This window comes from Rhodospirillum centenum SW (genome assembly GCF_000016185.1).
GTDB lineage: Bacteria > Pseudomonadota > Alphaproteobacteria > Azospirillales > Azospirillaceae > Rhodocista > Rhodocista centena.
Genome location: NC_011420.2, coordinates 744,021 through 769,038 on the forward strand (window position 1 = coordinate 744,021; position 25,018 = coordinate 769,038).

The 25,018-nt window shown below is 66.7% G+C and carries 26 protein-coding genes; 25 read left to right on the top strand and 1 reads right to left on the bottom strand.

The window, feature by feature from the left end:
- Positions 1–4: 4 nt before the first annotated feature.
- From rplL to RC1_RS03320, 5 genes are all read left to right on the top strand, one after another.
- Entirely contained in the window at positions 5–385 is a 381-nt protein-coding gene (gene rplL, locus RC1_RS03300; protein WP_012565923.1) for a 50S ribosomal protein L7/L12, read from the top strand.
- Positions 386–735: 350 nt separating this feature from the next.
- Positions 736–4,929 (top strand): DNA-directed RNA polymerase subunit beta, encoded by a 4,194-nt coding sequence (gene rpoB, locus RC1_RS03305; RefSeq protein ID WP_012565924.1) that lies wholly within the window; start codon positions 736–738, stop codon positions 4,927–4,929.
- Positions 4,930–5,037: 108 nt separating this feature from the next.
- Entirely contained in the window at positions 5,038–9,330 is a 4,293-nt protein-coding gene (gene rpoC, locus RC1_RS03310; protein ID WP_012565925.1) for a DNA-directed RNA polymerase subunit beta', read from the top strand.
- 203 nt (positions 9,331–9,533) lie between these two features.
- A complete protein-coding gene (locus RC1_RS03315; protein WP_012565926.1) occupies positions 9,534–9,851 on the top strand; it encodes a helix-turn-helix domain-containing protein in 318 nt (105 codons plus the stop codon).
- A complete protein-coding gene (locus RC1_RS03320) occupies positions 9,842–11,077 on the top strand; it encodes a type II toxin-antitoxin system HipA family toxin (RefSeq protein WP_012565927.1) in 1,236 nt (411 codons plus the stop codon). The genes RC1_RS03315 and RC1_RS03320 overlap by 10 nt, the downstream gene beginning before the upstream one ends.
- Before the next feature lie 429 nt (positions 11,078–11,506).
- On the opposite strand, the gene rimO is transcribed toward RC1_RS03320, so the two are convergent.
- Positions 11,507–12,853 carry a 30S ribosomal protein S12 methylthiotransferase RimO gene (rimO, locus tag RC1_RS03325; RefSeq protein WP_012565928.1) on the bottom strand — a complete coding sequence of 449 codons (1,347 nt, stop codon included), beginning with the start codon at positions 12,851–12,853 and terminating at the stop codon, positions 11,507–11,509.
- Positions 12,854–13,565: 712 nt separating this feature from the next.
- Here rimO and rpsL point away from each other — a divergent pair.
- The 20 genes from rpsL (at position 13,566) to rpsH (ending at position 25,010) form a co-directional block, all read left to right on the top strand.
- On the top strand, positions 13,566–13,937 hold the full coding sequence (gene rpsL / locus RC1_RS03330; protein ID WP_012565929.1) for a 30S ribosomal protein S12: 372 nt from the start codon (positions 13,566–13,568) through the stop codon (positions 13,935–13,937).
- Positions 13,938–13,949: 12 nt separating this feature from the next.
- Positions 13,950–14,420, top strand: coding sequence for a 30S ribosomal protein S7 (rpsG, locus tag RC1_RS03335; RefSeq protein WP_012565930.1), 471 nt, complete (start codon positions 13,950–13,952; stop codon positions 14,418–14,420).
- Positions 14,421–14,472: 52 nt separating this feature from the next.
- Positions 14,473–16,545, top strand: coding sequence for an elongation factor G (gene fusA, locus RC1_RS03340; RefSeq protein ID WP_012565931.1), 2,073 nt, complete (start codon positions 14,473–14,475; stop codon positions 16,543–16,545).
- Positions 16,546–16,600: 55 nt separating this feature from the next.
- Complete coding sequence (gene tuf, locus RC1_RS03345) at positions 16,601–17,788, top strand: elongation factor Tu (RefSeq protein WP_012565917.1); 1,188 nt, start codon at positions 16,601–16,603, stop codon at positions 17,786–17,788.
- 62 nt (positions 17,789–17,850) lie between these two features.
- Entirely contained in the window at positions 17,851–18,159 is a 309-nt protein-coding gene (gene rpsJ, locus RC1_RS03350; RefSeq protein ID WP_012565932.1) for a 30S ribosomal protein S10, read from the top strand.
- 61 nt (positions 18,160–18,220) lie between these two features.
- Positions 18,221–18,928, top strand: a complete 708-nt coding sequence (rplC, locus tag RC1_RS03355; protein WP_012565933.1) for a 50S ribosomal protein L3 — start codon at positions 18,221–18,223, stop codon at positions 18,926–18,928.
- Positions 18,929–18,933: 5 nt separating this feature from the next.
- The gene (gene rplD, locus RC1_RS03360) at positions 18,934–19,554 is read left to right on the top strand and encodes a 50S ribosomal protein L4 (RefSeq protein WP_012565934.1); all 621 of its coding nucleotides are present in this window, start codon (positions 18,934–18,936) and stop codon (positions 19,552–19,554) included.
- Positions 19,551–19,871: a 50S ribosomal protein L23 gene (locus RC1_RS03365; RefSeq protein WP_012565935.1), complete on the top strand. Its 321-nt coding sequence runs from the start codon at positions 19,551–19,553 to the stop codon at positions 19,869–19,871. Before rplD ends, RC1_RS03365 begins: the two co-directional genes overlap by 4 nt.
- A gap of 10 nt (positions 19,872–19,881) precedes the next feature.
- A complete protein-coding gene (gene rplB, locus RC1_RS03370; RefSeq protein ID WP_012565936.1) occupies positions 19,882–20,709 on the top strand; it encodes a 50S ribosomal protein L2 in 828 nt (275 codons plus the stop codon).
- 11 nt (positions 20,710–20,720) lie between these two features.
- A complete protein-coding gene (rpsS, locus tag RC1_RS03375; protein WP_012565937.1) occupies positions 20,721–20,999 on the top strand; it encodes a 30S ribosomal protein S19 in 279 nt (92 codons plus the stop codon).
- A 1-nt stretch (position 21,000) separates the two neighbouring features.
- Complete coding sequence (gene rplV, locus RC1_RS03380) at positions 21,001–21,399, top strand: 50S ribosomal protein L22 (protein WP_012565938.1); 399 nt, start codon at positions 21,001–21,003, stop codon at positions 21,397–21,399.
- The gene (rpsC, locus tag RC1_RS03385; RefSeq protein WP_012565939.1) at positions 21,399–22,076 is read left to right on the top strand and encodes a 30S ribosomal protein S3; all 678 of its coding nucleotides are present in this window, start codon (positions 21,399–21,401) and stop codon (positions 22,074–22,076) included. Before rplV ends, rpsC begins: the two co-directional genes overlap by 1 nt.
- A 38-nt stretch (positions 22,077–22,114) precedes the next feature.
- A complete protein-coding gene (gene rplP, locus RC1_RS03390) occupies positions 22,115–22,540 on the top strand; it encodes a 50S ribosomal protein L16 (RefSeq protein ID WP_012565940.1) in 426 nt (141 codons plus the stop codon).
- The gene (gene rpmC / locus RC1_RS03395) at positions 22,537–22,746 is read left to right on the top strand and encodes a 50S ribosomal protein L29 (protein WP_012565941.1); all 210 of its coding nucleotides are present in this window, start codon (positions 22,537–22,539) and stop codon (positions 22,744–22,746) included. The genes rplP and rpmC overlap by 4 nt, the downstream gene beginning before the upstream one ends.
- A gap of 16 nt (positions 22,747–22,762) precedes the next feature.
- Positions 22,763–23,020, top strand: a complete 258-nt coding sequence (gene rpsQ, locus RC1_RS03400; protein WP_012565942.1) for a 30S ribosomal protein S17 — start codon at positions 22,763–22,765, stop codon at positions 23,018–23,020.
- 18 nt (positions 23,021–23,038) lie between these two features.
- Entirely contained in the window at positions 23,039–23,407 is a 369-nt protein-coding gene (gene rplN / locus RC1_RS03405; protein WP_012565943.1) for a 50S ribosomal protein L14, read from the top strand.
- Positions 23,407–23,724 carry a 50S ribosomal protein L24 gene (gene rplX, locus RC1_RS03410; protein WP_012565944.1) on the top strand — a complete coding sequence of 106 codons (318 nt, stop codon included), beginning with the start codon at positions 23,407–23,409 and terminating at the stop codon, positions 23,722–23,724. The genes rplN and rplX overlap by 1 nt, the downstream gene beginning before the upstream one ends.
- 8 nt (positions 23,725–23,732) lie before the next feature.
- Entirely contained in the window at positions 23,733–24,275 is a 543-nt protein-coding gene (gene rplE, locus RC1_RS03415; protein ID WP_012565945.1) for a 50S ribosomal protein L5, read from the top strand.
- A gap of 17 nt (positions 24,276–24,292) precedes the next feature.
- A complete protein-coding gene (gene rpsN, locus RC1_RS03420; protein ID WP_012565946.1) occupies positions 24,293–24,598 on the top strand; it encodes a 30S ribosomal protein S14 in 306 nt (101 codons plus the stop codon).
- Between the two features lie 13 nt (positions 24,599–24,611).
- The gene (rpsH, locus tag RC1_RS03425) at positions 24,612–25,010 is read left to right on the top strand and encodes a 30S ribosomal protein S8 (protein WP_012565947.1); all 399 of its coding nucleotides are present in this window, start codon (positions 24,612–24,614) and stop codon (positions 25,008–25,010) included.
- Positions 25,011–25,018: the final 8 nt, after the last annotated feature.

Consider the following 25,018-nt stretch of genomic DNA (forward strand, 5'->3'; position numbering starts at 1 on the left):
CATCATGTCCAAGCTTGAGAAGCTGGTTGAAGACCTGTCCGCCCTGACCGTCCTGGAGGCCGCCGAGCTCTCCAAGATGCTCGAGGAGAAGTGGGGCGTGTCCGCCGCTGCTCCGGTCGCCGTCGCCGCTGCTCCGGCCGCCGCTGCCGCCGCTGCCGCCCCGGTCGAGGAGCAGACCGAGTTCACCGTCATCCTCGTCGATGGCGGCGACAAGAAGATCAACGTGATCAAGGAAGTCCGCGCCATCACCAACCTCGGCCTGAAGGAAGCCAAGGATCTGGTCGAGGGTGCGCCGAAGACCGTCAAGGAAGGCGCGACCAAGGACGAAGCCGCCAAGATCAAGAAGCAGCTTGAAGAGGCGGGCGCCAAGGTCGACATTAAGTAAGTCCGATTTGAGCGACGTAGCGAACCACATTCCGACGCTGGACGGTGGCCGACCCGGAAGGGCGTGCCGCCGCCCGGCGTCGTCTGTCTTTTCCGGTGGGGGGCGCATCATCCCCGCCGGGCCCTTACCGCAGGCCGGGCCCGCGCCCAGCCCGCGGACCATAAGTCGCCGGAGCGGCCGCAGCCTGTGGCCATCGGGTGACCGATTGACGTACCCGGCGCGGGCGAGCGGCGGCCCTTCGAGGCCTGCCGCCCGCGCCGATTCGCGTTTCGACCGAAGCACCGGCCGGGCAGGGCAGTCCGGGCGGGGCTGCGGGCGCACTGAACCGGGCGAGTTCACGAGAGGCACTGATGGCCAAGTCGTTCACGGGACGTAAGCGAATCCGCAAGAGCTTCGGGCGCATCCCCGAAGTGACCCGCATGCCGAACCTCATCGAGGTGCAGCGGAGCTCGTACGACCACTTCCTCCAGATGGACGTGCCGCCCGAGAAGCGCGCCAACGTCGGGCTTCAGGAAGTCTTCCGGTCGGTCTTCCCGATCAAGGACTTCTCCGAACGTGCCGTGCTCGACTTCGTGCGCTACGAGCTGGAGCAGCCGAAGTACGACGTGGAAGAGTGCCAGCAGCGCGGGATGACCTTCGCCGCGCCGCTGAAGGTCACGCTGCGCCTGACCGTGTTCGACGTGGACGAGGATACCGGCCTCCGCTCCATCCGGGACATCAAGGAGCAGGACGTCTACATGGGCGACATGCCGCTCATGACGGCGAACGGCACCTTCATCATCAATGGAACCGAGCGGGTCATCGTTTCGCAGATGCACCGGTCTCCCGGTGTGTTCTTCGACCATGACAAGGGCAAAACCCACAGCTCGGGCAAGTACCTCTTTGCCGCACGGGTGATTCCGTACCGCGGCTCCTGGCTGGATTTCGAGTTCGACGCCAAGGACATCGTCTATGTCCGCATCGACCGGCGCCGCAAGCTGCCGGCGACGACGCTGCTGTACGCGCTCGATGGCGCCGACTCGGCCGAGCTGCGCGCCGAGCGCCGCGCGCTGGGCAAGGACCTGCTGCCCTACGAGGCGCAGGGCATGGCGAAGGAAGAGATCCTCGGCTACTTCTACGAGACCATCACCTACCAGCGTGCCGCCGACGGCTGGAAGACCGGTTTCGACGCCGAACGCATGAAGGGTCAGAAGCTTCTGACCGACCTCGTCGACGCCCGCACCGGCGAGGTGCTGGCCAGCCGCGACACGAAGCTGACCCCGCGCCTGATCCGCAAGCTCCAGGACCAGGGCCTGCAGGAGATCAAGGTCGCCATCGAGGACATCATCGGCCGCTATCTCGCCATCGACATCATCGACGAGAAGACCGGCGAGGTGATCTACGAGGCGGGCGACGAGCTGAGCGCCACCGCGCTGGAGCGGCTGGAGAAGATGGGCGTGGAGGAACTGCCCGTCCTCAACGTCGACCACCTGAACATCGGCGCCTACATCCGCAACACCATGGCGGCGGACCGCAACGCCAGCCGTGAGGATGCGCTTATCGACATCTACCGCGTCATGCGTCCGGGCGAGCCGCCCACGCTGGAGAGCGCGGAGGCCCTGTTCGCCGGCCTGTTCTTCGACCAGGAGCGCTACGACCTGTCCGCGGTCGGCCGCGTGAAGATGAACGCCCGTCTCGGCTTCGAGACGGACGATCAGATGCGCGTGCTCCGCAAGGAGGACATTCTCAAGATCCTCAAGATCCTGGTCGAGCTGAAGGACGGCCGCGGCGAGATCGACGACATCGACCATCTGGGCAACCGTCGCGTCCGCTCCGTCGGCGAGCTGATGGAGAACCAGTACCGCGTCGGTCTGCTGCGCATGGAGCGTGCGATCCGCGAGCGCATGAGCTCGGTCGAGATCGACACGGTGATGCCGCACGACCTGATCAACGCCAAGCCGGCCGCGGCGGCGGTGCGCGAGTTCTTCGGCTCGTCGCAGCTCTCGCAGTTCATGGACCAGACCAACCCGCTGTCCGAGATCACGCACAAGCGTCGTCTCTCGGCGCTCGGGCCGGGCGGTCTGACCCGTGAGCGCGCCGGCTTCGAGGTGCGCGACGTCCATCCCACCCACTACGGCCGCATCTGCCCGATCGAGACGCCGGAAGGCCCGAACATCGGTCTGATCAACAGCCTCGCCACCTATGCCCGGGTGAACCAGTACGGCTTCATCGAGAGCCCGTACCGCAAGGTGATCGACGGCCGCGTGACGGACGAGGTGGTCTACCTCTCCGCCATGGAGGAGGGGCGCTACACCGTTGCCGAGGCGAACGCCCCGCTGGACGCCGGCAACCGCTTCGCCGACCCGCTGGTGTCGTGCCGCAAGGGCGGCGAGTACCTGCTGGTCCGCCCCGACATGATCGACCTGATCGACGTGTCGCCGAAGCAGCTCGTCTCCGTCGCCGCGGCGCTGATCCCGTTCCTGGAGAACGACGACGCCAACCGCGCGCTGATGGGCTCGAACATGCAGCGGCAGGCCGTGCCGCTGATCAAGGCGGACAGCCCGCTGGTCGGCACCGGCATGGAAGCCACGGTGGCCCGCGACAGCGGCGTGACCATCGTGACCCGCCGCGCCGGCATCGTGGACCAGGTGGACGCGACCCGCATCGTCATCCGCGCGACCGAGGACACCGATCCCGCTGCGCCCGGCGTTGACATCTACAACCTGCTGAAGTTCCAGCGTTCCAACCAGAACACCTGCATCAACCAGAAGCCGCTGGTGAAGGTGGGCGACCGGGTCCAGAAGGGCGACATCATCGCCGACGGCCCCTCGACCGACCTGGGCGAGCTGGCCCTGGGCCGCAACGTGCTGGTCGCGTTCATGCCCTGGAACGGCTACAACTTCGAGGACTCCATCCTCATCTCCGAGCGGATCGTCCGCGACGACGTCTTCACCTCGATCCACATCGAGGAGTTCGAGGTCATGGCCCGCGACACCAAGCTGGGCCAGGAGGAGATCACCCGCGACATTCCGAACGTGGGTGAGGAGGCGCTGAAGAACCTCGACGAGGCCGGCATCGTCTATATCGGCGCCGAGGTCCGCCCGGGCGACATCCTGGTCGGCAAGGTCACGCCGAAGGGCGAAAGCCCGATGACCCCGGAAGAGAAGCTGCTGCGCGCCATCTTCGGCGAGAAGGCGTCCGACGTGCGCGACACCTCGTTGCGCCTGCCGCCCGGCGTCGCCGGCACGGTGGTGGAGGTGCGCGTCTTCAGCCGCCGCGGCGTGGACAAGGACGAGCGCGCCCTGGCCATCGAGCGTGCGGAGATCGAGAAGCTGGCCAAGGACCGCGACGACGAGAAGGCGATCCTGGAACGCTCCTTCTACACCCGCCTGAAGGAACTGCTGCTCGGCCAGACCAGCGTCAGCGGCCCCAAGGGCATGAAGGGCGGCGAGACGATCACCGACGAGACGCTGGCCGGCCTCACCCGCGGCCAGTGGCGGCATATCTCGGTCGAGAACGACCAGGTCATGGAGATCATCGAACAGACCGGCAAGGTCTTCGACGACTCCGTGCAGCGTCTGCAGGAGCGGTTCGAGAACAAGGTCGAGAAGCTGCAGCGCGGCGACGAGCTGCCGCCCGGCGTGATGAAGATGGTCAAGGTCTTCGTCGCGGTGAAGCGCAAGCTGCAGCCGGGCGACAAGATGGCCGGCCGTCACGGCAACAAGGGCGTCATCTCCCGCATCACCCCGATCGAGGACATGCCGTACCTGGAGGACGGGCGGAACGTCGACATCGTCCTGAACCCGCTGGGCGTGCCCTCGCGCATGAATGTCGGGCAGATCCTGGAAACGCATCTGGGCTGGGCCGCGGCCGGCATTGGCCGCCAGATCGGCGAGATGCTGGACCGGATGCGCGCCGCCACCGTGGAGGCGGCCGACAAGGCCAGGACCGCGGAGGATCTCAAGGAGCGTCTGCGCAGCATCTACGGTGAGGCCGTCTACGAGAGCGACATCGCCCCGATGTCCGAGGCCCAGCTGATGGAGCTGGCCGGCAACCTGCGGCGCGGCATCCCCTTCGCCACGCCCGTCTTCGACGGTGCGCGGGAGGATGACATCTGCCGCATGCTGGAGGCAGCCGGGCTCGACCGTTCCGGCCAGTCGACGCTGATCGACGGCCGCACGGGCGAGCCGTTCGACCGCAGGGTCACGGTCGGCTACATCTACATGCTGAAGCTGCACCACCTGGTCGACGACAAGATCCACGCCCGCTCCATCGGCCCTTACAGCCTGGTCACCCAGCAGCCGCTGGGCGGCAAGGCCCAGTTCGGCGGCCAGCGCTTCGGCGAAATGGAGGTGTGGGCCCTGGAGGCCTACGGTGCCGCGTACACGCTCCAGGAGATGCTGACGGTGAAGTCGGACGACGTGTCCGGCCGCACCAAGGTCTACGAAGCCATCGTCCGCGGGGACGACAACTTCGAGGCCGGCATCCCCGAGAGCTTCAACGTGCTGGTCAAGGAACTGCGGTCGCTCGGCCTGAACGTCGAGCTGAACCAGCGGACCTACTGATCGTCTGGATCGTCACGCGGGCGGGGTGGCTGACAGCGCCCCGCCCGACCCGAGTTTCGCCCCGATTTTTCGCCAGGGCGCTCAGCCCACCCCGAGGGGAGACGGCACATGAACGAATTGATGAACATCTTCGGCCAGCCGCAGGGGCCGCAGAGCTTCGATCAGATCCGCATTTCGATCGCCAGCCCGGAGCGCATCCGCTCCTGGTCCTTCGGTGAGATCAAGAAGCCCGAGACGATCAACTACCGGACCTTCAAGCCGGAGCGCGACGGCCTGTTCTGCGCCCGCATCTTCGGTCCGATCAAGGATTACGAGTGCTTGTGCGGCAAGTACAAGCGCATGAAGTACCGGGGCATCATCTGCGAGAAGTGCGGCGTCGAGGTCACCCTGTCCAAGGTGCGCCGCGAGCGCATGGGGCACATCGAGCTGGCCTCGCCCGTCGCGCACATCTGGTTCCTGAAGAGCCTGCCGTCGCGCATCGGCCTGCTGCTCGACATGACCCTGAAGGATCTGGAGCGGATCCTCTATTTCGAGAACTACGTCGTCATCGAGCCGGGTCTGACCGACCTGAAGCTCCATGAGCTCTTGTCCGAGGACCAGCTCCTGGACAAGCAGGACAAGTTCGGCGAGGACGCCTTCACCGCCAAGATCGGCGCGGAGGCCATGAAGGACCTCCTGGCCAACCTCGACCTGATCGAGGAGAAGGCCACCTGCCGCGAGGAGCTGAAGGAGACCGCCAGCGAGGCCAAGCGCAAGAAGCTGGTCAAGCGCCTGAAGCTGATCGAAGCGTTCCTCGGCCCGTCGCAGGAGGTCGAGGATGTCGCCGCCTATGAGCGCTTCGAGGGCTACAAGGAGCGGATCGAGCGGCCGGACGCCCGCCCGCTGTTCAAGATCTTCCCGGACGCGACCCGTCCGGAATGGATGATCCTGGAAGTCGTGCCGGTCATCCCGCCCGAGCTGCGCCCGCTGGTGCCGCTGGATGGCGGCCGCTTCGCCACGTCCGACCTGAACGACCTGTACCGGCGCGTCATCAACCGCAACAACCGTCTGAAGCGGCTGATCGAGCTGAAGGCGCCGGACATCATCGTGCGCAACGAGAAGCGCATGCTGCAGGAGGCCGTCGACGCGCTGTTCGACAACGGCCGCCGTGGCCGCGTCATCACCGGGGCGAACAAGCGTCCCCTGAAGTCCATCAGCGACATGCTGAAGGGCAAGCAGGGCCGCTTCCGTCAGAACCTGCTGGGCAAGCGCGTCGATTATTCCGGCCGTTCGGTCATCGTCGTCGGTCCGGAGCTGAAGCTGCACCAGTGCGGCCTGCCGAAGAAGATGGCGCTGGAGCTGTTCAAGCCCTTCATCTATGCCAAGCTGGAACTGTACGGCCTCGCCTCCACCATCAAGGCGGCCAAGCGCATGGTGGAGAAGGAGCGGCCGGAGGTCTGGGACATCCTGGAGGAGGTCATCCGCGAGCATCCGGTCATGCTGAACCGGGCGCCCACGCTGCACCGCCTCGGCATCCAGGCGTTCGAGCCGACCCTGATCGAGGGCAAGGCGATCCAGCTCCATCCGCTGGTCTGCACCGCCTTCAACGCGGATTTCGACGGCGACCAGATGGCCGTGCACGTCCCGCTGAGCCTTGAGGCCCAGTTGGAGGCGCGCGTCCTGATGATGTCCACGAACAACATCCTGTCGCCCGCCTCGGGCCGGCCGATCATCGTGCCCAGCCAGGACATCGTGCTGGGTCTCTACTACATCACGATGGAACTGCCGGGCATGGTCGGCGAGGGCATGGCCTTCGGCACCATCGGGGAGATCGAGCACGCGCTCGCCTCCAAGGCGGTCAGCCTGCACGCCAAGATCCAGTGCCGCTACAAGACGGTGGACGACGAAGGCAATCCGATCACCGTGCGCGTGACGACGACCCCGGGCCGCATGCTGCTGTCCGAGATCCTGCCGCGCCACAAGGCGATCAAGTTCGACCTGATCAACCGACTCCTCACCAAGAAGGAGATCGGCAACATCATCGACGTCGTCTACCGCCACTGCGGCCAGAAGGAGACGGTGATCTTCGCCGACCGGCTGATGAAGCTGGGCTTCTCCAACGCCTTCAAGGCCGGCATCTCCTTCGGCAAGGACGACATGGTCATCCCGGCCGAGAAGGAGATCCTGATCCGCGAGGCGCAGGACCGGGTGAAGGAGTACGAGCAGCAGTACCTCGACGGCCTGATCACCCAGGGCGAGAAGTACAACAAGGTGGTGGACGTCTGGTCGGAGACGACCGAGAAGGTCGCCTCGGCGATGATGAAGGTGATCGAGCAGCCGAAGCCCGGCTTCGGGGTGAACTCCGTCTACATGATGGCCCACTCCGGTGCGCGCGGTTCGGCGGCCCAGATCAAGCAGCTCGCCGGCATGCGCGGCCTGATGGCCAAGCCGTCGGGCGAGATCATCGAGACGCCGATCATCTCGAACTTCAAGGAAGGCCTGACCGTGCTGGAGTACTTCAACTCCACGCACGGCGCCCGTAAGGGTCTGGCCGACACGGCGCTGAAGACGGCGAACTCGGGCTACCTGACCCGCCGTCTCGTCGACGTGGCCCAGGACGCGATCATCGTCGAGAATGACTGCGGCACCACCCGCGGCATCACCATGAAGGCTGTCATCGACGGCGGCGAGATCGTGGTGCCGCTGGGCGAGCGCATCCTCGGCCGTACCGTGTCGGTGGACATCATCCACCCGCTGACGGGCGAGATGCTGGTCGCGGCCGGCGACATGATCACCGAGCGCGAGGTCGAGGTGATCGAGCGTGCCGGCATCGACAGCGTCCACATCCGTTCGGTGCTGACCTGCGAGACCCGCGACGGCGTCTGTGCCCAGTGCTACGGGCGTGACCTCGCCCGCGGTACCCGGGTCAACATGGGCGAGGCCGTGGGTGTCATCGCCGCGCAGTCGATCGGCGAGCCGGGCACGCAGCTCACCATGCGTACCTTCCACATCGGCGGCGCCGCCCAGCGCGGTGCGGAGCAGTCCTTCATCGAGGCGACCCTGGACGCCAAGGTGATGGTGAAGAACCGCAACCTCGTGATGAACTCCGAGGGCGTGCCGGTGGTCATGGGGCGCAACTGCGAACTGGCGCTGCTCGACGAGCAGGGCCGCGAGCGGGCGCGCCATCGTGTCCCCTACGGTGCCAAGCTGAACAAGGCGCTGGCGGCCGACGGGGCGATGATCAAGAAGGGCGACCGTCTGGCCGAGTGGGACCCGTACACCCTGCCGATCCTCACGGAGAGGGAGGGTATCGCCAACTACGTCGATCTGGTGGAGGGCGTGTCTGTCCGCGAGGTCGTCGACGAGGCGACGGGCATCAGCTCCAAGGTCGTGACCGACTGGCGCCAGCAGCCGCGCGGCGCGGACCTGCGTCCGCGCATCACCCTGCGCGACGAGACGGGCGAGGTGGTGAAGCTGCCGAACGGGCTGGAGGCACGCTACTACATGAGCGTGGACGCCATCCTGTCGGTGGAGAACGGGGCGAGGGTCCGGGCCGGCGACGTGCTGGCGCGTATCCCGCGCGAAAGCTCCAAGACCCGCGACATCACCGGCGGTCTGCCGCGTGTGGCCGAGCTGTTCGAGGCGCGCCGTCCGAAGGACTTCGCCATCATCTCGGACATCGACGGCCGGGTGGAGTTCGGCAAGGACTACAAGACCAAGCGCCGTATCGTCGTCCGCAACGACGAGACGGGCGAGGAGAAGGAGTACCTGATCCCGAAGGGCAAGCACATCTCCGTGCAGGAGGGTGACTATGTCCAGAAGGGCGACCTGCTGATGGACGGCAACCCGGTGCCGCACGACATCCTGGCCGTCATGGGGGTCGAGAGCCTGGCGAACTATCTCATCAACGAGATCCAGGACGTCTATCGACTGCAGGGCGTGAAGATCAACGACAAGCACATCGAAGTGATCGTCCGCCAGATGCTCCAGAAGGTCGAGATCACGGACCCGGGCGACACCACCCTGCTCGCCGGCGAGCAGGTGGACCGCACGGAGTTCGAGGAGGAGAACCGGCTGGTCCAGCAGCGGATGAACGAGGGCGAGCAGGATCTGCGCTTCGCCATCGCCAAGCCGGTGCTGCAGGGCATCACCAAGGCCTCGTTGCAGACCCGGTCGTTCATCTCGGCCGCGTCGTTCCAGGAGACCACCCGCGTCCTCACCGAAGCCGCGGTGCAGGGCAAGGTGGACAACCTGGAAGGCCTCAAGGAGAACGTCATCGTCGGCCGGCTCATCCCGGCGGGCACGGGCTCCGTGGTCAACCGGCTCAAGCAGATCGCGGCCGAGCGCGACAAGGCGCTCCAGCTTGCCGACGGGGTGGACGAAACGCCCGCCCTGGCGGATGGCGGCGAGGCCGCGGCCTGAGGCCGCCCCTGTCCACAGCATTGACGAAGGGCCGTCCCGCGAGGGGCGGCCCTTTTTCTTTCCGGTCTCTGGATCGACGACGATCGGCCGATCCCGGTTCGGCAGGGCGGGCGGTCCGCGCTGCTCTCTGAACAGGCCTATATAATTGCTCTTTAATGAGCTATTATGGCTCCGAGAGCGTATTAACTGTTCATGGTTGAGCAATGCTCTACACGGCGCCCGAGATCTGCCGCCGGGTCGGTGAGCGCGTCCGGACCCTCCGGCTCGCCCGAGGCTTGAGCCAGTCGGTTCTGGCCGAGCGCGCCGGCGTCAGCTTCTCCACCTACCGGCGGCTGGAGGCTACAGGCCAGGTCTCCTTCGCCGATATCGTCCGCACCGCCATCGCGCTACGGGCGGAGGACGCGCTGCTGGAGCTTTTCCCGGCCCCGGAGTACGCAACCCTGAACGAGGCCCTGAAGCAGACCGCGCCCGGACCCCGGCGCGCCCCACGGCGCCGCAAGGGGGCGGATGAATGCGCCTGAAGCCTGGAACCCCGCTGACCGTCTCCCTGCGCTGGTCCGCCGCGGAGAGCCTCGCCGTTGGCCGGTTGGCGGCTCTCCGCGGGACAGCGACCCTGGAGTTTGCGCCGGAGTTCGGAGCGACCGGCGTGCAGATCGACCCGCTACGCTATCCGGCAGGACCCGGCCTGCATCCCGCCCGCACGCGGCATTTCGGGGGGCTGCACGGTGTGTTCGCGGACAGTCTGCCCGATGGGTGGGGACGGCTGGTGCTCCACCGCCGGCTGGCCCGTGCCGGTATCCGGATCGACGATCTGGATCCTGTGGACCTGCTTGCCCTGGTGGGCGCTGGCGGTCGGGGGGCGCTGGTCTATGAACCCGCCATCGCTCCCGATGATGGGGGTGACGGCGGTTTCGACCTTGATCAGCTTGCCGCCGGGGCTGCGGCGGTCCTGGAGGGCAGCGAGAGCGACCTGATCGAGATTCTGGCCAGGCTGGGAGGCAGTTCTGGAGGCGCCCGGCCGAAGGTGCATGTGGGCTTCGATGGCACGGGCCGGATTGTCTGCGGGGAGGGCGATCTGCCCGGCGAGGCAGAGCCCTGGATCGTCAAATTCCGCGCGACCGAGGACCCGGAGGATATCGGCCCGATCGAAATGGTCTATGCGGAGATGGCGACCGCCGCGGGGCTGGAGATGGCCGAGTGCCGGCTGATCCCTGCGGAGAGGGGGGCGGGCTATTTCGCTACGCGGCGCTTCGATCGGGTGCCGGGCGGTGGACGGCTGCACATGCTGTCCCTGTGCGCTGCACTGGAGGCGCCCTATGGCGTGACCGCAGCCAGCTACGACACCTTTCTGCGCGCCACGCTCGCCCTCACGCGATCCGCAGCGGATGTGGCGATGGCATTCCGGCGCATGGTGTTCAATGTTCTGGCCCACAACCGCGACGACCATACCCGCCAGCACAGCTATCTGATGGACCGGCAGGGGCGCTGGCGGCTGGCCCCTGCCTACGACCTGACTTTCTCCCGCGGGCCCGGGGGGGAGCATTATCTGGACGTGGAGGGGGAAGCCCGGCAGCCGACGGTGGAGCACATGCTGGCCCTGGGGCGGCGGCATGGGCTGAAGGACCGTCAGATGGCCAGCATCCTGGACGAAGTGCGCGGAGGGGTGGCGCGCTGGTCCGGGCTTGCGGGGGTGTACGGGGTGGGAAGAGACATGCGGACCGAGATTCAGCGCGTCCTGTCACGCTGATGCGCCATCATCCGCCTTCCGCCCCGAAGCCCTTTCCGCCTGCGGTCGGGGCGGACGAGGGGAGAGGGATTGCAAATGATAATGGATCGCATTACAAGGGGGCCTGCGGGCCGCGGGACGGTCGCGGTGATCGGGGCCTGAAGGAGCCCAGGTCCTGAGGAGCCTCCGCGTGCCGGTCCGCCCGGGCTGTTCCGGAGTTCCGTGCCGCCGCGACGGCCGGCGGCGTCGAGGCCAGGAGACCGGGGGTGCGGCGGGCGGGCGCCACGCCGCAGCCCCACCGGGTCCGACGCTGCCGGCCGGGCGTCCGCGCCCGGCCACGGGGTCGTTGCGCCGCAGTGTCTCCGCCTGCGCGCGCTCGCTGCCGACCCCGCGGCCGGGCGCTTTTTTCTGCGAGCCCGTAACTCTGGGCGATCCCGTGACTCTGGCGGGTCAGTCGCGTTCGGCCCAGGCGTCGTAGGCGTCGGTGGCGAAGACGGTGGCCTTGACCAGATCGCCCTGCTTCAGGTCCGTCTCCCCGTTCAGGAAGACGTTGCCGTCGATCTCCGGCGCGTCGGCCCAGGACCGGCCGGTGGCGCCGTCCTCGTCCACTTCGTCGATCAGCACCTCGATGCTCCGCCCGATCCTGGCCTGCATGCGGGCGTCGCTGATCGCCTGCTGGTGCTGCATCAGCCGGTGCCAGCGCTCTTCCTTGACTTCATCGGGCACGGCTCCCGGAATCCCGTTGGCCTTGGCGCCGGTCACCGGCTCGTACTGGAAGCAGCCCAGCCGGTCGATCTGCGCCTCCGTCAGCCAGTCCAGCAGGAACTGGAAGTCCTCCTCCGTCTCGCCGGGGAAGCCGACGATGAAGGTGGAGCGCAGGGTCAGGTCGGGACAGCCGGCCCGCCAGCCCTTGATCCGCTCCAGGATGCGCTCGTGGTCGGCGGGGCGGCGCATGGCCTTCAGCACCCGCGGGGAGGCGTGCTGGAAGGGGATGTCCAGGTAGGGCAGGACCTTGCCCTCGGCCATCAGGGGGATGACCTCGTCCACATGCGGGTACGGGTAGACATAGTGCAGCCGCACCCAGGCGCCGAGCTGTCCCAGTTCCTGGCAGAGATCCAGGAAGCGGGCGCGGACAGGGCGGTTGCGGTGGCGCGACTCCGCGTATTTCAGGTCCACCCCGTAGGCCGAGGTGTCCTGCGACACCACCAGCAGTTCCTTGACGCCGGCCTTCACCAGCTTCTCCGCCTCGGCCAGCACCAGATTGGCCGGCCGGCTGACCAGGTCGCCGCGGATGGAGGGGATGATGCAGAAGGTGCAGCGGTTGTTGCAGCCCTCGGAAATCTTCAGATAGGCGTAGTGCCGCGGCGTCAGCCGCAGTCCCTGGGGCGGCACCAGATCCAGGTACGGGTCGTGCCGCGGCGGCACCACGTCATGCACGGCGGCTACGACCTGCTCGTACTGGTGCGGACCGGTGACGGCCAGCACCTGCGGGTGGGTCTCCCGGATCAGCTCGGCATCCTTGCCCAGGCAGCCGGTGACGATGACCCGGCCGTTCTCCTTGATCGCCTCGCCGATGGCGTCCAGGCTCTCGGTCTTGGCGCTGTCCAGGAAGCCGCAGGTGTTCACCAGGACGACGTCGGCCCCGTCGTAGGAGCCGGAGATCTCGTACCCCTCCGAGCGCAGCTTGGTGAGGATGCGCTCGCTGTCCACCAGCGCCTTCGGGCAGCCGAGGGAAACGATGCCCACCTTGGGGGCGGGGGCCAGGGTCTTGGCGGCCGGGGCGGCGGTCTCTGACATGGGGCGGTCACTCTGCTGGAAACCGGCGCTATATAATGCGGATCGCGCCCGCGTGCCATGCCGTGCCGTGCGGTCGTGATCATGCCTGACCCGCGGGCGGTGCCGGCGGACTCGGGACCCCGGGGCGTCCGCAGGACGGGCCGCCGGGTGGGGGAACGCCGTCGCGGACTGGACCCGGCATCCGCCATCGGGTAGGAGAAGGGCGGGGACATGGATTCTTGGCGTGCCGCCGACCTCCCTTCGGGTGTGGCGGACCCCGTTCCGGACAAGCCGGAACTGCCCGGGAAAACCGCGCCGCCGCTGGATCGGAACCCGGGCCGGAGCCCTGCGTCGCCGTGCGGCGACCCCTGCGGAAAACGGCGGCGTGCGGCCCCGGTTGCGCTTGACGCCCCCCTGTCACCCCAATATATTCCGCGGACCGTTTTCGGGGGGCAGGCTGTAGGCCGTCCCGGCCATCCGCAGACCGCGGTGGCTCGGGCGGGCTAGACGCTGCCCCAACGGACGTTCCGGTGCCCCGTGCCCGTGGAACGTATCCGCGCGGACCCCCCGAAAAAGTGAGATAGCCGACCCCGAGTCCTTGTTCGGACGGCGTTCGACAGATGCCCGCGCGAGGCTGGTTCGCTTCGCATGCGGGTGTTTTCGTCGTTCGGCAGGAATCGGGCCTGTGAATATGGGAAACACCCCCGTCTGGGGACAAAGTAAAGGGCGGTAGATGCCGACGATCAACCAGTTGATCCGCAAGCCCCGTGCGCCGCTTGTGGCTCGCGACAAGGTTCCGGCGCTCCAGGAGTGCCCGCAGAAGCGCGGCGTCTGCACGCGCGTCTACACCACTACGCCGAAGAAGCCGAACTCGGCGCTCCGCAAGGTCGCGCGCGTCCGGCTCACCAACGGCTACGAGGTGATCAGCTACATCCCCGGCGAGGGCCATAACCTCCAGGAGCACTCGGTCGTCATGATCCGTGGCGGCCGCGTGAAGGACCTTCCCGGCGTGCGTTACCACATCATCCGCGGCGTGCTCGACACGCAGGGCGTGAAGGACCGCAGGCAGCGCCGCTCGCTCTACGGCGCGAAGCGTCCGAAGTAAGGAGATTTTCAGATGTCTCGTCGTCGCAAGGCCGAGAAGCGCGAAGTTCTGCCCGACGCCAAGTTCGGCGATGTCGTGCTGACGAAGTTCATGAACTGCCTCATGTATGACGGCAAGAAGTCCGTCGCCGAGTCCATCGTCTACGGGGCGCTGGACCGGATCGAGGCGAAGGCGAAGCAGAACGCTCTGCAGCTCTTCCATGACGCGCTGAACAACGTCCGTCCGTACCTTGAGGTCCGCTCCCGCCGCGTCGGCGGTGCGACCTACCAGGTCCCGGTCGAGGTCCGCTCCGAGCGTGCCCAGGCCCTGGCGATCCGCTGGATCATCTCCGCCGCCCGCGGCCGGTCCGAGGACACCATGACCGAGCGCCTCTCCGCCGAGCTGCTGGACGCCGCCAACCAGCGCGGCACGGCGGTGAAGAAGCGCGAGGACACGCACCGCATGGCCGAGGCGAACAAGGCCTTCTCGCACTACCGCTGGTAACCGGCTGATCCCGCAATCCCGTCCGACCGGGTTGGTCGGCGCAGAGAACGCAATGTCCCGCTCCCATCCACTCGACTGCTATCGGAACATCGGCATTGCCGCGCACATCGATGCCGGCAAGACGACGACGACCGAGCGCATCCTGTACTACACAGGAAAGTCGTACAGGATCGGCGAGGTGCATGAAGGCACCGCGACGATGGACTGGATGGAGCAGGAGCAGGAGCGCGGGATCACCATTACCTCGGCGGCGACGACCTGCTTCTGGCGCGAACACCGCATCAACATCATCGACACCCCGGGCCACGTCGACTTCACCATCGAGGTGGAGCGCAGCCTGCGGGTGCTCGATGGTGCGATCGCGGTGTTCGACAGTGTCGCAGGTGTGGAACCGCAGTCGGAGACCGTGTGGCGGCAGGCGGACAAGTACCGCGTTCCGCGCATGTGCTTCGTCAACAAGATGGACCGGATCGGGGCGGATTTCTTCCGCACCGTCGAGATGATCCGCGAGCGGCTGGGGGCGAACGCTGCCGTGTTGCAGCTCCCGCTGGGCGTGGAGGCCGACTTCGCCGGCGTGATCGACCTGGTGAAGATGAAGGCCGTCATCTGGAAGGCCGAGACGCTCGGGGCCGAGTTCTACGAGACCGAGATCCCCGAGGGCATGCGCGCCCAGGCGGCCGAATACCGGGCGCGTCTGGTCGAGCAGGCGGTCGAACTGGACGATGCCGCGACCGAAGCCTTCCTGGAAGGCCGGGAACCGGACGAGGCGACCCTGCGGGCCCTGATCCGCAAGGGCACCATCGCCCTGCGGCTGGTTCCGGTGCTCTGCGGCTCCGCCTTCAAGAACAAGGGCGTGCAGCCGATGCTGGACGCGGTGGTGGATTATCTGCCGTCGCCGAAGGACATCGAGGCCGTGCGCGGCGTCACCCTGGACGGGGTGGCGGACGTGCGGCCGACCGACGATGCGGCGCCGTTCTCGGCGCTGGCGTTCAAGATCATGAACGACCCGTTCGTCGGCACGCTGACTTTCGTCCGGGTCTATTCGGGCGCGCTGCAGGGTGGGTCCTACGTACTGAACGCTGGCAAGGGTGAGCGCGAGCGCGTCGGCCGTATGCTGCTGATGCACGCCAACTCCCGGGAAGAGATCAAGGAGTGCTTCGCGGGCGACATCGTGGCGCTGGCGGCCCTCAAGGGGACGACCACCGGCGACACGCTGTGCGATCCTGCGCACCCGATCGTGCTGGAGCGGATGGAGTTCCCCGAGCCGGTGATCGAGGTGGCGGTCGAGCCGAAGACGAAGGCTGACCAGGAGAAGATGTCCACGGCGCTGCAACGGCTGGCCGCCGAGGACCCGTCCTTCCGTGTCGCCGTCGATCCCGAAAGCGGGCAGACGGTGATCAAGGGCATGGGCGAGCTGCACCTGGAGATCATCGTCGACCGCATGCGCCGTGAGTTCAAGGTGGACGCCAATGTCGGCGCGCCGCAGGTCGCCTACCGCGAGACGATCACGCAGCGCGCCGAGGTGGACTACACCCACAAGAAGCAGACCGGCGGGTCGGGCCAGTTCGCGCGGGTGAAGCTGGTGTTCGAGCCGCTGAAGCCCGGCGAGGGCTTCCGCTTCGAGAACAAGGTCGTCGGCGGAACGGTACCGAAGGAATTCGTCCCCGGTGTGCAGAAGGGTCTGGAGTCGTCCAAGGACAGCGGCGTCGTCGCCGGTTTCCCGGTGATCGACTTCCGGGTCGATCTGGTGGACGGTGCCTACCACGACGTGGACAGCTCGGTGCTGGCGTTCGAGATCGCCAGCCGTGCGGCGTTCCGGGAAGGCGTGCAGAAGGCCAGGCCGGCCCTGCTGGAGCCGATCATGCAGGTCGAGGTGGTGACGCCCGAGGATTACATGGGCGACATCATCGGCGATCTGAACAGTCGGCGCGGGCAGATCACCGGCATGGACCAGCGCGGCAACGCGCGCGTCATCGAGGCCATGGTCCCCCTGGCCAACATGTTCGGTTATGTCAACACCCTGCGCTCCATGAGCCAGGGGCGTGCGCAGTATACGATGCAGTTCGACCACTATGAGCAGGTGCCGCAGGCCGTCGCGGATACGATCCGCGCCAAGATGGCCTGAAGGGTCTTAACCGGATCACTGGGCGCCCACGGGATCAAAGAAGGACGAGAGAGCCATGGCGAAGGCAAAATTCGAGCGGACGAAGCCGCACTGCAATGTCGGGACGATCGGTCACGTCGACCACGGCAAGACGTCGCTGACGGCGGCGATCACGAAGGTGCTGGCGAAGACGGGCGGAGCCACGTTCACGGCGTACGACCAGATCGACAAGGCGCCTGAAGAGAAGGCGCGCGGTATCACGATTTCGACGGCGCACGTTGAGTACGAGACGACGAACCGGCACTACGCGCACGTGGACTGCCCGGGCCACGCCGACTACGTGAAGAACATGATCACGGGCGCGGCGCAGATGGACGGTGCGATTCTGGTGGTTTCGGCGGCTGACGGCCCGATGCCGCAGACGCGCGAGCACATTCTTCTGGCGCGTCAGGTTGGTGTTCCGGCCCTGGTCGTGTTCCTGAACAAGATGGACATGGCGGATCCTGAGCTGGTCGAGCTTGTGGAGCTTGAGGTCCGTGAGCTTCTGTCGTCCTACGGTTTTCCGGGCGACGACATTCCGGTGGTGAAGGGCTCTGCGCTGTGCGCGCTGGAGGACCGGAACCCGGAGATCGGCGAGCAGGCGATCCTCGAGCTGATGCGCCATGTTGACGCCTACATTCCGCAGCCGGAGCGTCCGAAGGACCGTCCGTTCCTGATGCCGATCGAGGACGTTTTCTCGATCTCCGGCCGTGGCACGGTGGTGACGGGGCGCGTCGAGCGCGGGGTGATCAAGGTCGGTGAGGAAGTCGAGATCGTCGGCATGAAGCCGACGGTGAAGACGACGGTGACCGGCGTTGAGATGTTCCGCAAGCTGCTCGACCAGGGCGAGGCTGGCGACAACATCGGTGCGCTGCTGCGCGGCACGAAGCGCGAGGATGTGGAGCGCGGTCAGGTTCTGGCGAAGCCGGGCTCGATCACCCCGCACACGAAGTTCGAGGCCGAGACCTACATCCTGACCAAGGACGAGGGCGGGCGTCACACGCCGTTCTTCACGAACTACCGGCCGCAGTTCTACTTCCGCACCACCGACGTGACCGGCATGGTGACCCTGCCGGAGGGCACGGAGATGGTGATGCCGGGCGACAACGTCCGCATCCGGGTCGAGCTGATCGCCCCGATCGCCATGGACGAGGGCCTGCGCTTCGCCATCCGCGAGGGCGGCCGCACCGTCGGCGCCGGCGTCGTCTCCAAGATCATCGAGTAACAGCCGGGAATGGTGGACGGCGCCGGGATCGCCCGGCGCCGCCCCGAAGAAGGGTATCGAAGATGGAAAGCCAGAACATCCGGATCCGCCTGAAGGCGTTCGATCACCGCGTGCTCGACCAGAGCACGAGCGAGATCGTCAACACCGCCAAGCGGACCGGTGCCCGGGTTCGCGGTCCGATCCCGCTTCCGACGCAGATCGAGAAGTTCACGGTCAACCGCAGCCCGCACATCGACAAGAAGTCGCGTGAGCAGTTCGAGATCCGCACCCACAAGCGTCTGCTGGACATCGTCGATCCGACGCCGCAGACCGTGGATGCGCTGATGAAGCTCGACCTCGCCGCCGGCGTCGACGTCGAGATCAAGATCTGAGTGAATGTGGCGTACGGGACCTCTCCCACAGAGGACGTCCCGCAGTAGGAGAAGAAAGACGATGCGATCCGGATTGATCGCGCAGAAACTGGGCATGACCCGCGTCTTCACGGACGAGGGCGAGCACGTTCCGGTGACTGTGCTGAAATTGGACCAGGTGCAGGTGGTCGCTCAGCGGACCGAGGACCGGGACGGCTATACCGCCCTGCAGCTCGGCGCCGGCAAGGCCAAGGTGAAGAACGTCGCCAAGGCCCAGCGTGAGCAGTTCGCCCGCGCCAAGGTCGAGCCGAAGAAGAAGCTCGTCGAGTTCCGGGTGACCCCCGACGCGCTGATCGAGGTGGGCGCCGAGATCACGGCCGACCACTTCGTCCCCGGTCAGTTCGTCGATGTGACGGGCACCACCATCGGCCGTGGCTTCACGGGTCCGATGCGGCGCTGGAACTTCGGCGGTCTGCGCGCGACCCACGGCGTGTCCGTGTCGCACCGCAGCCACGGTTCGACCGGCGGCCGTCAGGACCCCGGCAAGACCTTCAAGAACAAGAAGATGGCCGGTCACTACGGCGTCGAGAAGGTCACCGTGCAGAACCTGAAGGTCGTTCAGGTGGACGTCGAGCGTGGCCTGATCCTGGTCAAGGGCGCGATCCCCGGCCACGAGGGCGGCTGGGTCCTGATCCGGGACGCCGTGAAGAAGAAGCTGCCGGACGGCGCGCCGTTCCCGGGCGCGATCCGCGCGCCGGCGGCCGATACTCCTGCCGCGCAGGAGGGCTGAGCATCATGAAGACGACGGTCAAGAACCTGAACAACGAGACGGTCGGCGAGATCGAGCTGGCTGACGAGGTCTTCGGCCTGCCGACCCGGCAGGACATTCTGACCCGCATGGTGCTGTGGCAGCTCGCCAAGCGCCGGCAGGGCACGCACAAGACCAAGGGCATCAGCGAGATCGCCGGCACCACGAAGAAGCCGTGGCGCCAGAAGGGCACCGGCCGCGCCCGCCAGGGCTCGACCCGCTCGCCGCAGTTCCGCGGCGGCGCGCGCATCTTCGGGCCGGTCGTGCGCAGCCATGAGCACGATCTGACCAAGAAGGTCCGCAAGCTGGCCCTGAAGACCGCCCTGTCGACCAAGGCCGCCGAGGGCAAGCTCTTCGTGCTGGAGGCCGCCAAGGCCGACACGCACAAGACGAAGGCGCTGGCCGCCCAGCTCAAGACGCTGGGGCTGACCTCCGCCCTGATCATCGATGGCGCCAACCTGGACGAGACGTTCGTGCGGGCTGCCCGCAACATCCCGCACCTGGATGTGCTGCCGGAGCAGGGGGCCAACGTCTACGACATCCTGCGTCGCGATGTGCTGGTGCTCACCCGCAACGCGGTCGAGCAGCTGGAGGCCCGCCTGAAATGAGCAAGACCACGACGAAGCCGACGGTGAGCCAGGAGCGGATGTACGATCTGATCCTCGCTCCTGTCATCACCGAGAAGGCCACCATGGGCTCGGAGCACAACCAGGTCACCTTCAAGGTGCCCCTGGATGCCTCCAAGCCGGAGATCAAGGCGGCGGTCGAGGGCGTGTTCAAGGTCAAGGTCACGGCGGTCAACACCGTCGTGGTCAAGGGCAAGACCAAGCGCTTCCGCGGCACTGTCTACCGCCGGTCGGACTACAAGAAGGCCGTCGTCACCCTCGCCGAGGGACAGACGATCGACGTGACGACGGGCGTGTGAGGGTAGAGCGATGGCATTGAAGACGTTCCGTCCCATCACGCCGAGCCTGCGCCAGCTTGTGCTGGTCGACCGCTCGGAGCTGTGGAAGGGCAAGCCCGTCAAGGCTTTGACCGAGGGCCTCACCGGCTCCGGCGGCCGCAACAACACCGGCCGCATCACCGCGCGCCGCATGGGTGGTGGCCACAAGCGCCGCTACCGCCTGGTGGACTTCAAGCGCCGCATGAAGCCGGACATGCCGGCGACCGTGGAGCGGCTGGAGTACGATCCGAACCGGACGGCGTTCATCGCCCTGATCCGGTACACGGACGGCACCCTGGCCTACATCCTGGCGCCGCAGCGGCTGAAGGCCGGCGACACCGTCGTCTCCGGTGAGAAGGTCGACGTGAAGCCGGGCAACGCCATGCCGCTGCGGAACATCCCGGTCGGCACCATCGTGCACAATGTCGAGCTGAAGCCGGGCAAGGGCGGGCAGTTGGCGCGCGCCGCCGGTACCTACCTGCAGCTCGTCGGCCGCGACCAGGGCTACGCCCAGCTCAAGCTGCCCTCGGGCGAGCTGCGCGTCGTCCGCGGGGAATGCTTCGCCACCATCGGCGCGGTTTCGAACCCGGACCAGGCCAACGTCGTGATCGGCAAGGCCGGCCGCAACCGCTGGCTCGGGCGTCGCCCGTCCGTCCGCGGCGTGGTCATGAACCCGATCGACCACCCGCACGGCGGCGGCGAAGGCCGCACGTCCGGCGGCCGCCACCCGGTCACCCCGTGGGGCAAGCCGACCAAGGGTAAGAAGACGCGTCAAAACAAGGCGACGGACAAGTTCATCATCCGTCGTCGTGCGAAGTAAGGAGTGGAGCCGTGACCCGTTCCGTCTGGAAGGGGCCGTTCGTTGACGGCTACCTGTTGAAGAAGGCAGAGAAGGCGCGCGCGTCGGGCCGCAACGAGATCATCAAGATCTGGTCGCGCCGCTCCACCATCCTGCCGCAGTTCGTGGGCCTCACCTTCGGGGTGTACAACGGCCAGAAGTTCCTGCCGGTGCTGGTGACCGAGAACATGATCGGTCACAAGTTCGGAGAGTTCTCGCCGACGCGGACGTTCTACGGCCACGCGGCCGACAAGAAGGCGAAGAGGAAGTAACATGGGCAAGCCAGCGGCAGAGCGGCGCCTCTCCGAAAACGAGGCCCAGGCCTTCGCCCGGTTGATCCGGTCGAGCCCGCGTAAGCTGAACCTGGTCGCGCAGCTGATCCGGGGAAAGGCGGCCGGTGAGGCGCTGGCCCTGCTCACCTTCTCCAAGCGGCGTGTCGCCGGCGAGGTGAAGAAGGTGTTGCAGTCGGCCATCGCCAACGCCGAAAACAACCATCAGCTCGACGTCGACCGGCTGTACGTGTCCCACGCCACCGTGGGCCGTGCCCTGGTGATGAAGCGCTTCCACGCCCGGGCCCGCGGTCGCGGCGCCCGCGTCGAGAAGTGGTTCAGCAATCTCACCGTGGTGGTGCGTGAGCGCGCCGACGAGCCGGTCCAGGAGGCCGCCGAGTAATGGGTCAGAAAGTCAATCCCGTCGGGCTGCGGCTCGGCATCAACCGGACCTGGGACAGCCGCTGGTTCGCCGCGCGCGACTATGCGGTGCTGCTGCACCAGGATCTGAAGCTGCGCAAGTTCCTGCAGGGCAAGCTGCAGGCTGCCGGCGTGTCCCGCATCGTCATCGAGCGGCCGGCCAAGAAGGCCCGCGTCACCATCCACACGGCCCGTCCGGGTGTGGTGATCGGCAAGAAGGGCGCCGACATCGAGAAGCTGCGCGGTACGCTGGGCACCATGGCCGGCGGTGAGGTCAGCCTGAACATCGTCGAGATCCGCAAGCCGGAACTCGACGCCCGGCTGATCGCCGAGAACATCGCCAGCCAGCTCGAGCGCCGTGTCGCCTTCCGTCGCGCCATGAAGCGCGCCGTGCAGTCGGCCATGCGTCTGGGCGCCCAGGGCATCCGGATCAACTGCTCCGGCCGTCTGGGCGGGGCGGAGATCGCGCGTCTGGAGTGGTACCGCGAAGGCCGCGTGCCGCTGCACACCCTCCGCGCCGACATCGACTACGGGACGGCCACGGCCAAGACCACCTACGGCACCTGCGGCGTGAAGGTCTGGGTGTTCAAGGGTGAGATCCTGGCGCACGACCCCATGGCGCAGGACAAGCGCGCCATGGAGCAGGCGCCGGCCCGCTGACCGGTCGGATACTGGCAGGGATACGAAAGGCGATTGCCATGCTGAGTCCGAAGCGTACCAAGTACCGCAAGGCCCACAAGGGCCGTATCCACGGCACGGCCAAGGGCGGTACCTCCCTCAATTTCGGTGCCTACGGCCTGAAGGCCGTGGAGCCGATGCGCGTCACCGCGCGCCAGATCGAGAGCGCGCGCCGGGCCATCACCCGCCACCTGAAGCGTCAGGGGCGGGTCTGGATCCGGATTTTCCCCGACCTCCCGGTCTCGACCAAGCCGGCCGAAGTCCGAATGGGCTCCGGTAAGGGTTCGCCCGAATTCTGGGCGGCCCGGGTGCATCCGGGTCGTATCATGTTCGAGGTCGACGGCGTTCCGCTCGACCTCGCCAAGCGCGCCTTCGAGCTGGCGGCTGCCAAGCTGCCGATCAAGACGCGGTTCATCACCCGCCTGGGTGAGGGAGGTGAGGCATGACGAAGGCCACCGACATTCGCACCAAGAGCGCGGATGAGCTGAACGAGCAGCTCCTCCAGCTCAAGAAGGAGCAGTTCAACCTGCGCTTCCAGCGCGCCTCCGGGCAGTTGGAGAACACGGCGCGGGTCCGGGAGGTGCGTCGCGACATCGCGCGCATCAAGACCATCCTGGGCGAGCGGACCCGGTCCGCTCAGCCCGCGTCCTGAGTAGGGGGAGCCTGTTATGCCCCGGCGTATTTTGCAGGGCACGGTGGTGAGCGACAAGGGCGACAAGACGGTCATCGTCTTGGTAGAACGCCGCGTCATGCACCCCGTCTATAAGAAGTTCATCAAGCAGTCCAAGAAGTATGCCGCCCACGACGAGGCGAACGCGTTCAAGATCGGCGATGTCGTCCAGATCGAGGAATGCCGTCCGATCTCCAAGCGGAAGCGGTGGACCGTGGTTACCGGCGCGGCCGCCGAGGCCGGCGCTGCAAGCTGAGCATAAGGAAATCATCCCATGATCCAGATGCAAACCAACCTGGAGGTCGCGGACAACAGCGGCGCGCGCCGGGTGCAGTGCATCAAGGTGCTGGGCGGCGCGGGTCGCCGGTTCGCCTCCGTCGGCGACATCATCGTCGTCTCGGTGAAGGAGGCGATCCCGCGCGGCCGCGTGAAGAAGGGTGACGTGCATCGCGCCGTCATCGTCCGCACCGCCAAGGAGATCCGTCGTGAAGACGGCTCCTGCATCCGCTTCGACCGCAACGCGGCCGTGCTCATCAACAAGCAGGGCGAGCCGATCGGCACCCGCATCTTCGGGCCGGTGACGCGTGAGCTGCGCGCCAAGAAGTACATGAAGATCATTTCCCTGGCGCCGGAGGTGTTGTGATGGCCGCGAAGATCCGCAAGAACGACCGCGTGGTCGTCCTCACCGGCAAGGACAAGGGAAAGACGGGTGAGGTCATCGAGGTCCTGCCGAAGGAGAACCGGGTCAAGGTGCGGGGCGTCAATCTGGTGAAGAAGCACCAGCGCCCGACCCCGACCCAGCAGGGCGGCATTGTCGAGATCGAGGCGGCGCTGCACGTGTCCAACGTGGCGCACATCGACCCGAAGACCAGCAAGCCGACCCGCGTGGGGTTCAAGACGCTCGAAGACGGCCGCAAGGTGCGCGTCGCCAAGGCGTCCGGCGAAATCATCGACCTGTGAGGCGGACCATGGCTGCCCGACTGAAAGAGCGTTACGACACCGTGGTCCGGCCGAGTCTGAAGGCGGAGTTCAACTACGCCAACGACATGGAAGTGCCGCGCATCGAGAAGATCGTCATCAACATGGGCGTCGGCGAAGCGGCCGGCGACGGCAAGAAGATCCAGTCCGCCGTTGCCGATCTGACCGCGATCACCGGCCAGAAGCCCGTTGTGACGCGCGCCCGCAAGTCCATCGCCCAGTTCAAGCTGCGCGAGAACATGCCGATCGGCTGCAAGGTCACCCTGCGCCGCGACCGCATGTACGAGTTCCTCGACCGTCTGGTGACGATCGCCCTGCCGCGTGTCCGCGACTTCCGCGGCATCCCCGGCAACAGCTTCGATGGCCGTGGCAACTACGCCATGGGCCTGAAGGAGCAGTTGATCTTCCCGGAAATCGACTACGACAAGGTCGACGAGGTCCGGGGCATGGACATCATCATCGTGACGACGGCGAAGACCGACAAGGAGGCCAAGGCGCTCCTGAAGGGCTTCGACATGCCGTTCAGCAACTGAGCGGCGGGAGCGAGACCATGGCTAAGAAGAGCTCTGTCGAGAAGAACAAGCGCCGCCGCAAGATGGTGGCGCAGCAGGCGCCGAAGCGCGAAGCGCTGCGTGCCATCGCCCGCGACCGCACCCTCCCCCCGGAGGAGCGGTTCCAGGCGGTCCTGAAGCTGGCCGAGATGCCGCGCAACGGCAGCAAGGTCCGCATCCGGAACCGCTGCGAGCTGACGGGGCGCCCGCGCGCCTACTATCGCAAGTTCCGTCTCTCCCGCGTCACGCTGCGTGAGCTGGCCTCTACGGGCCAGATCCCCGGCATGACCAAGTCGAGCTGGTAAGGAGGGTCGGGTAATGAACCTGAGCGATCCCCTGGGCGATATGCTGACCCGTATCCGGAACGGTCAGAAGGCCCGTATGTCGGTCATCACGAGCCCGGCCTCGAAGCTGCGCACGAATGTCCTGGAAGTGCTGAAGCGTGAGGGCTACATCCGCGGCTACAATGTCGAGGACGTCCGTCCCGGTGTGCGCAATCTGCGCATCGAGCTGAAGTACCATGAAGGCGAGCCTGTGATTAAGGAGATCCACCGCGTCTCCAAGCCGGGCCGCCGCATCTACTCGAAGATCGCCGACCTGCCCCGTGTCTACAACGGGCTGGGTATTGCGATCCTGTCGACGCCGCGGGGCGTCATGTCCGATGCGGAGGCCCGCGCTGCCAATGTCGGCGGCGAGGTCCTCTGCAAGGTGTTCTAAGGAGAACG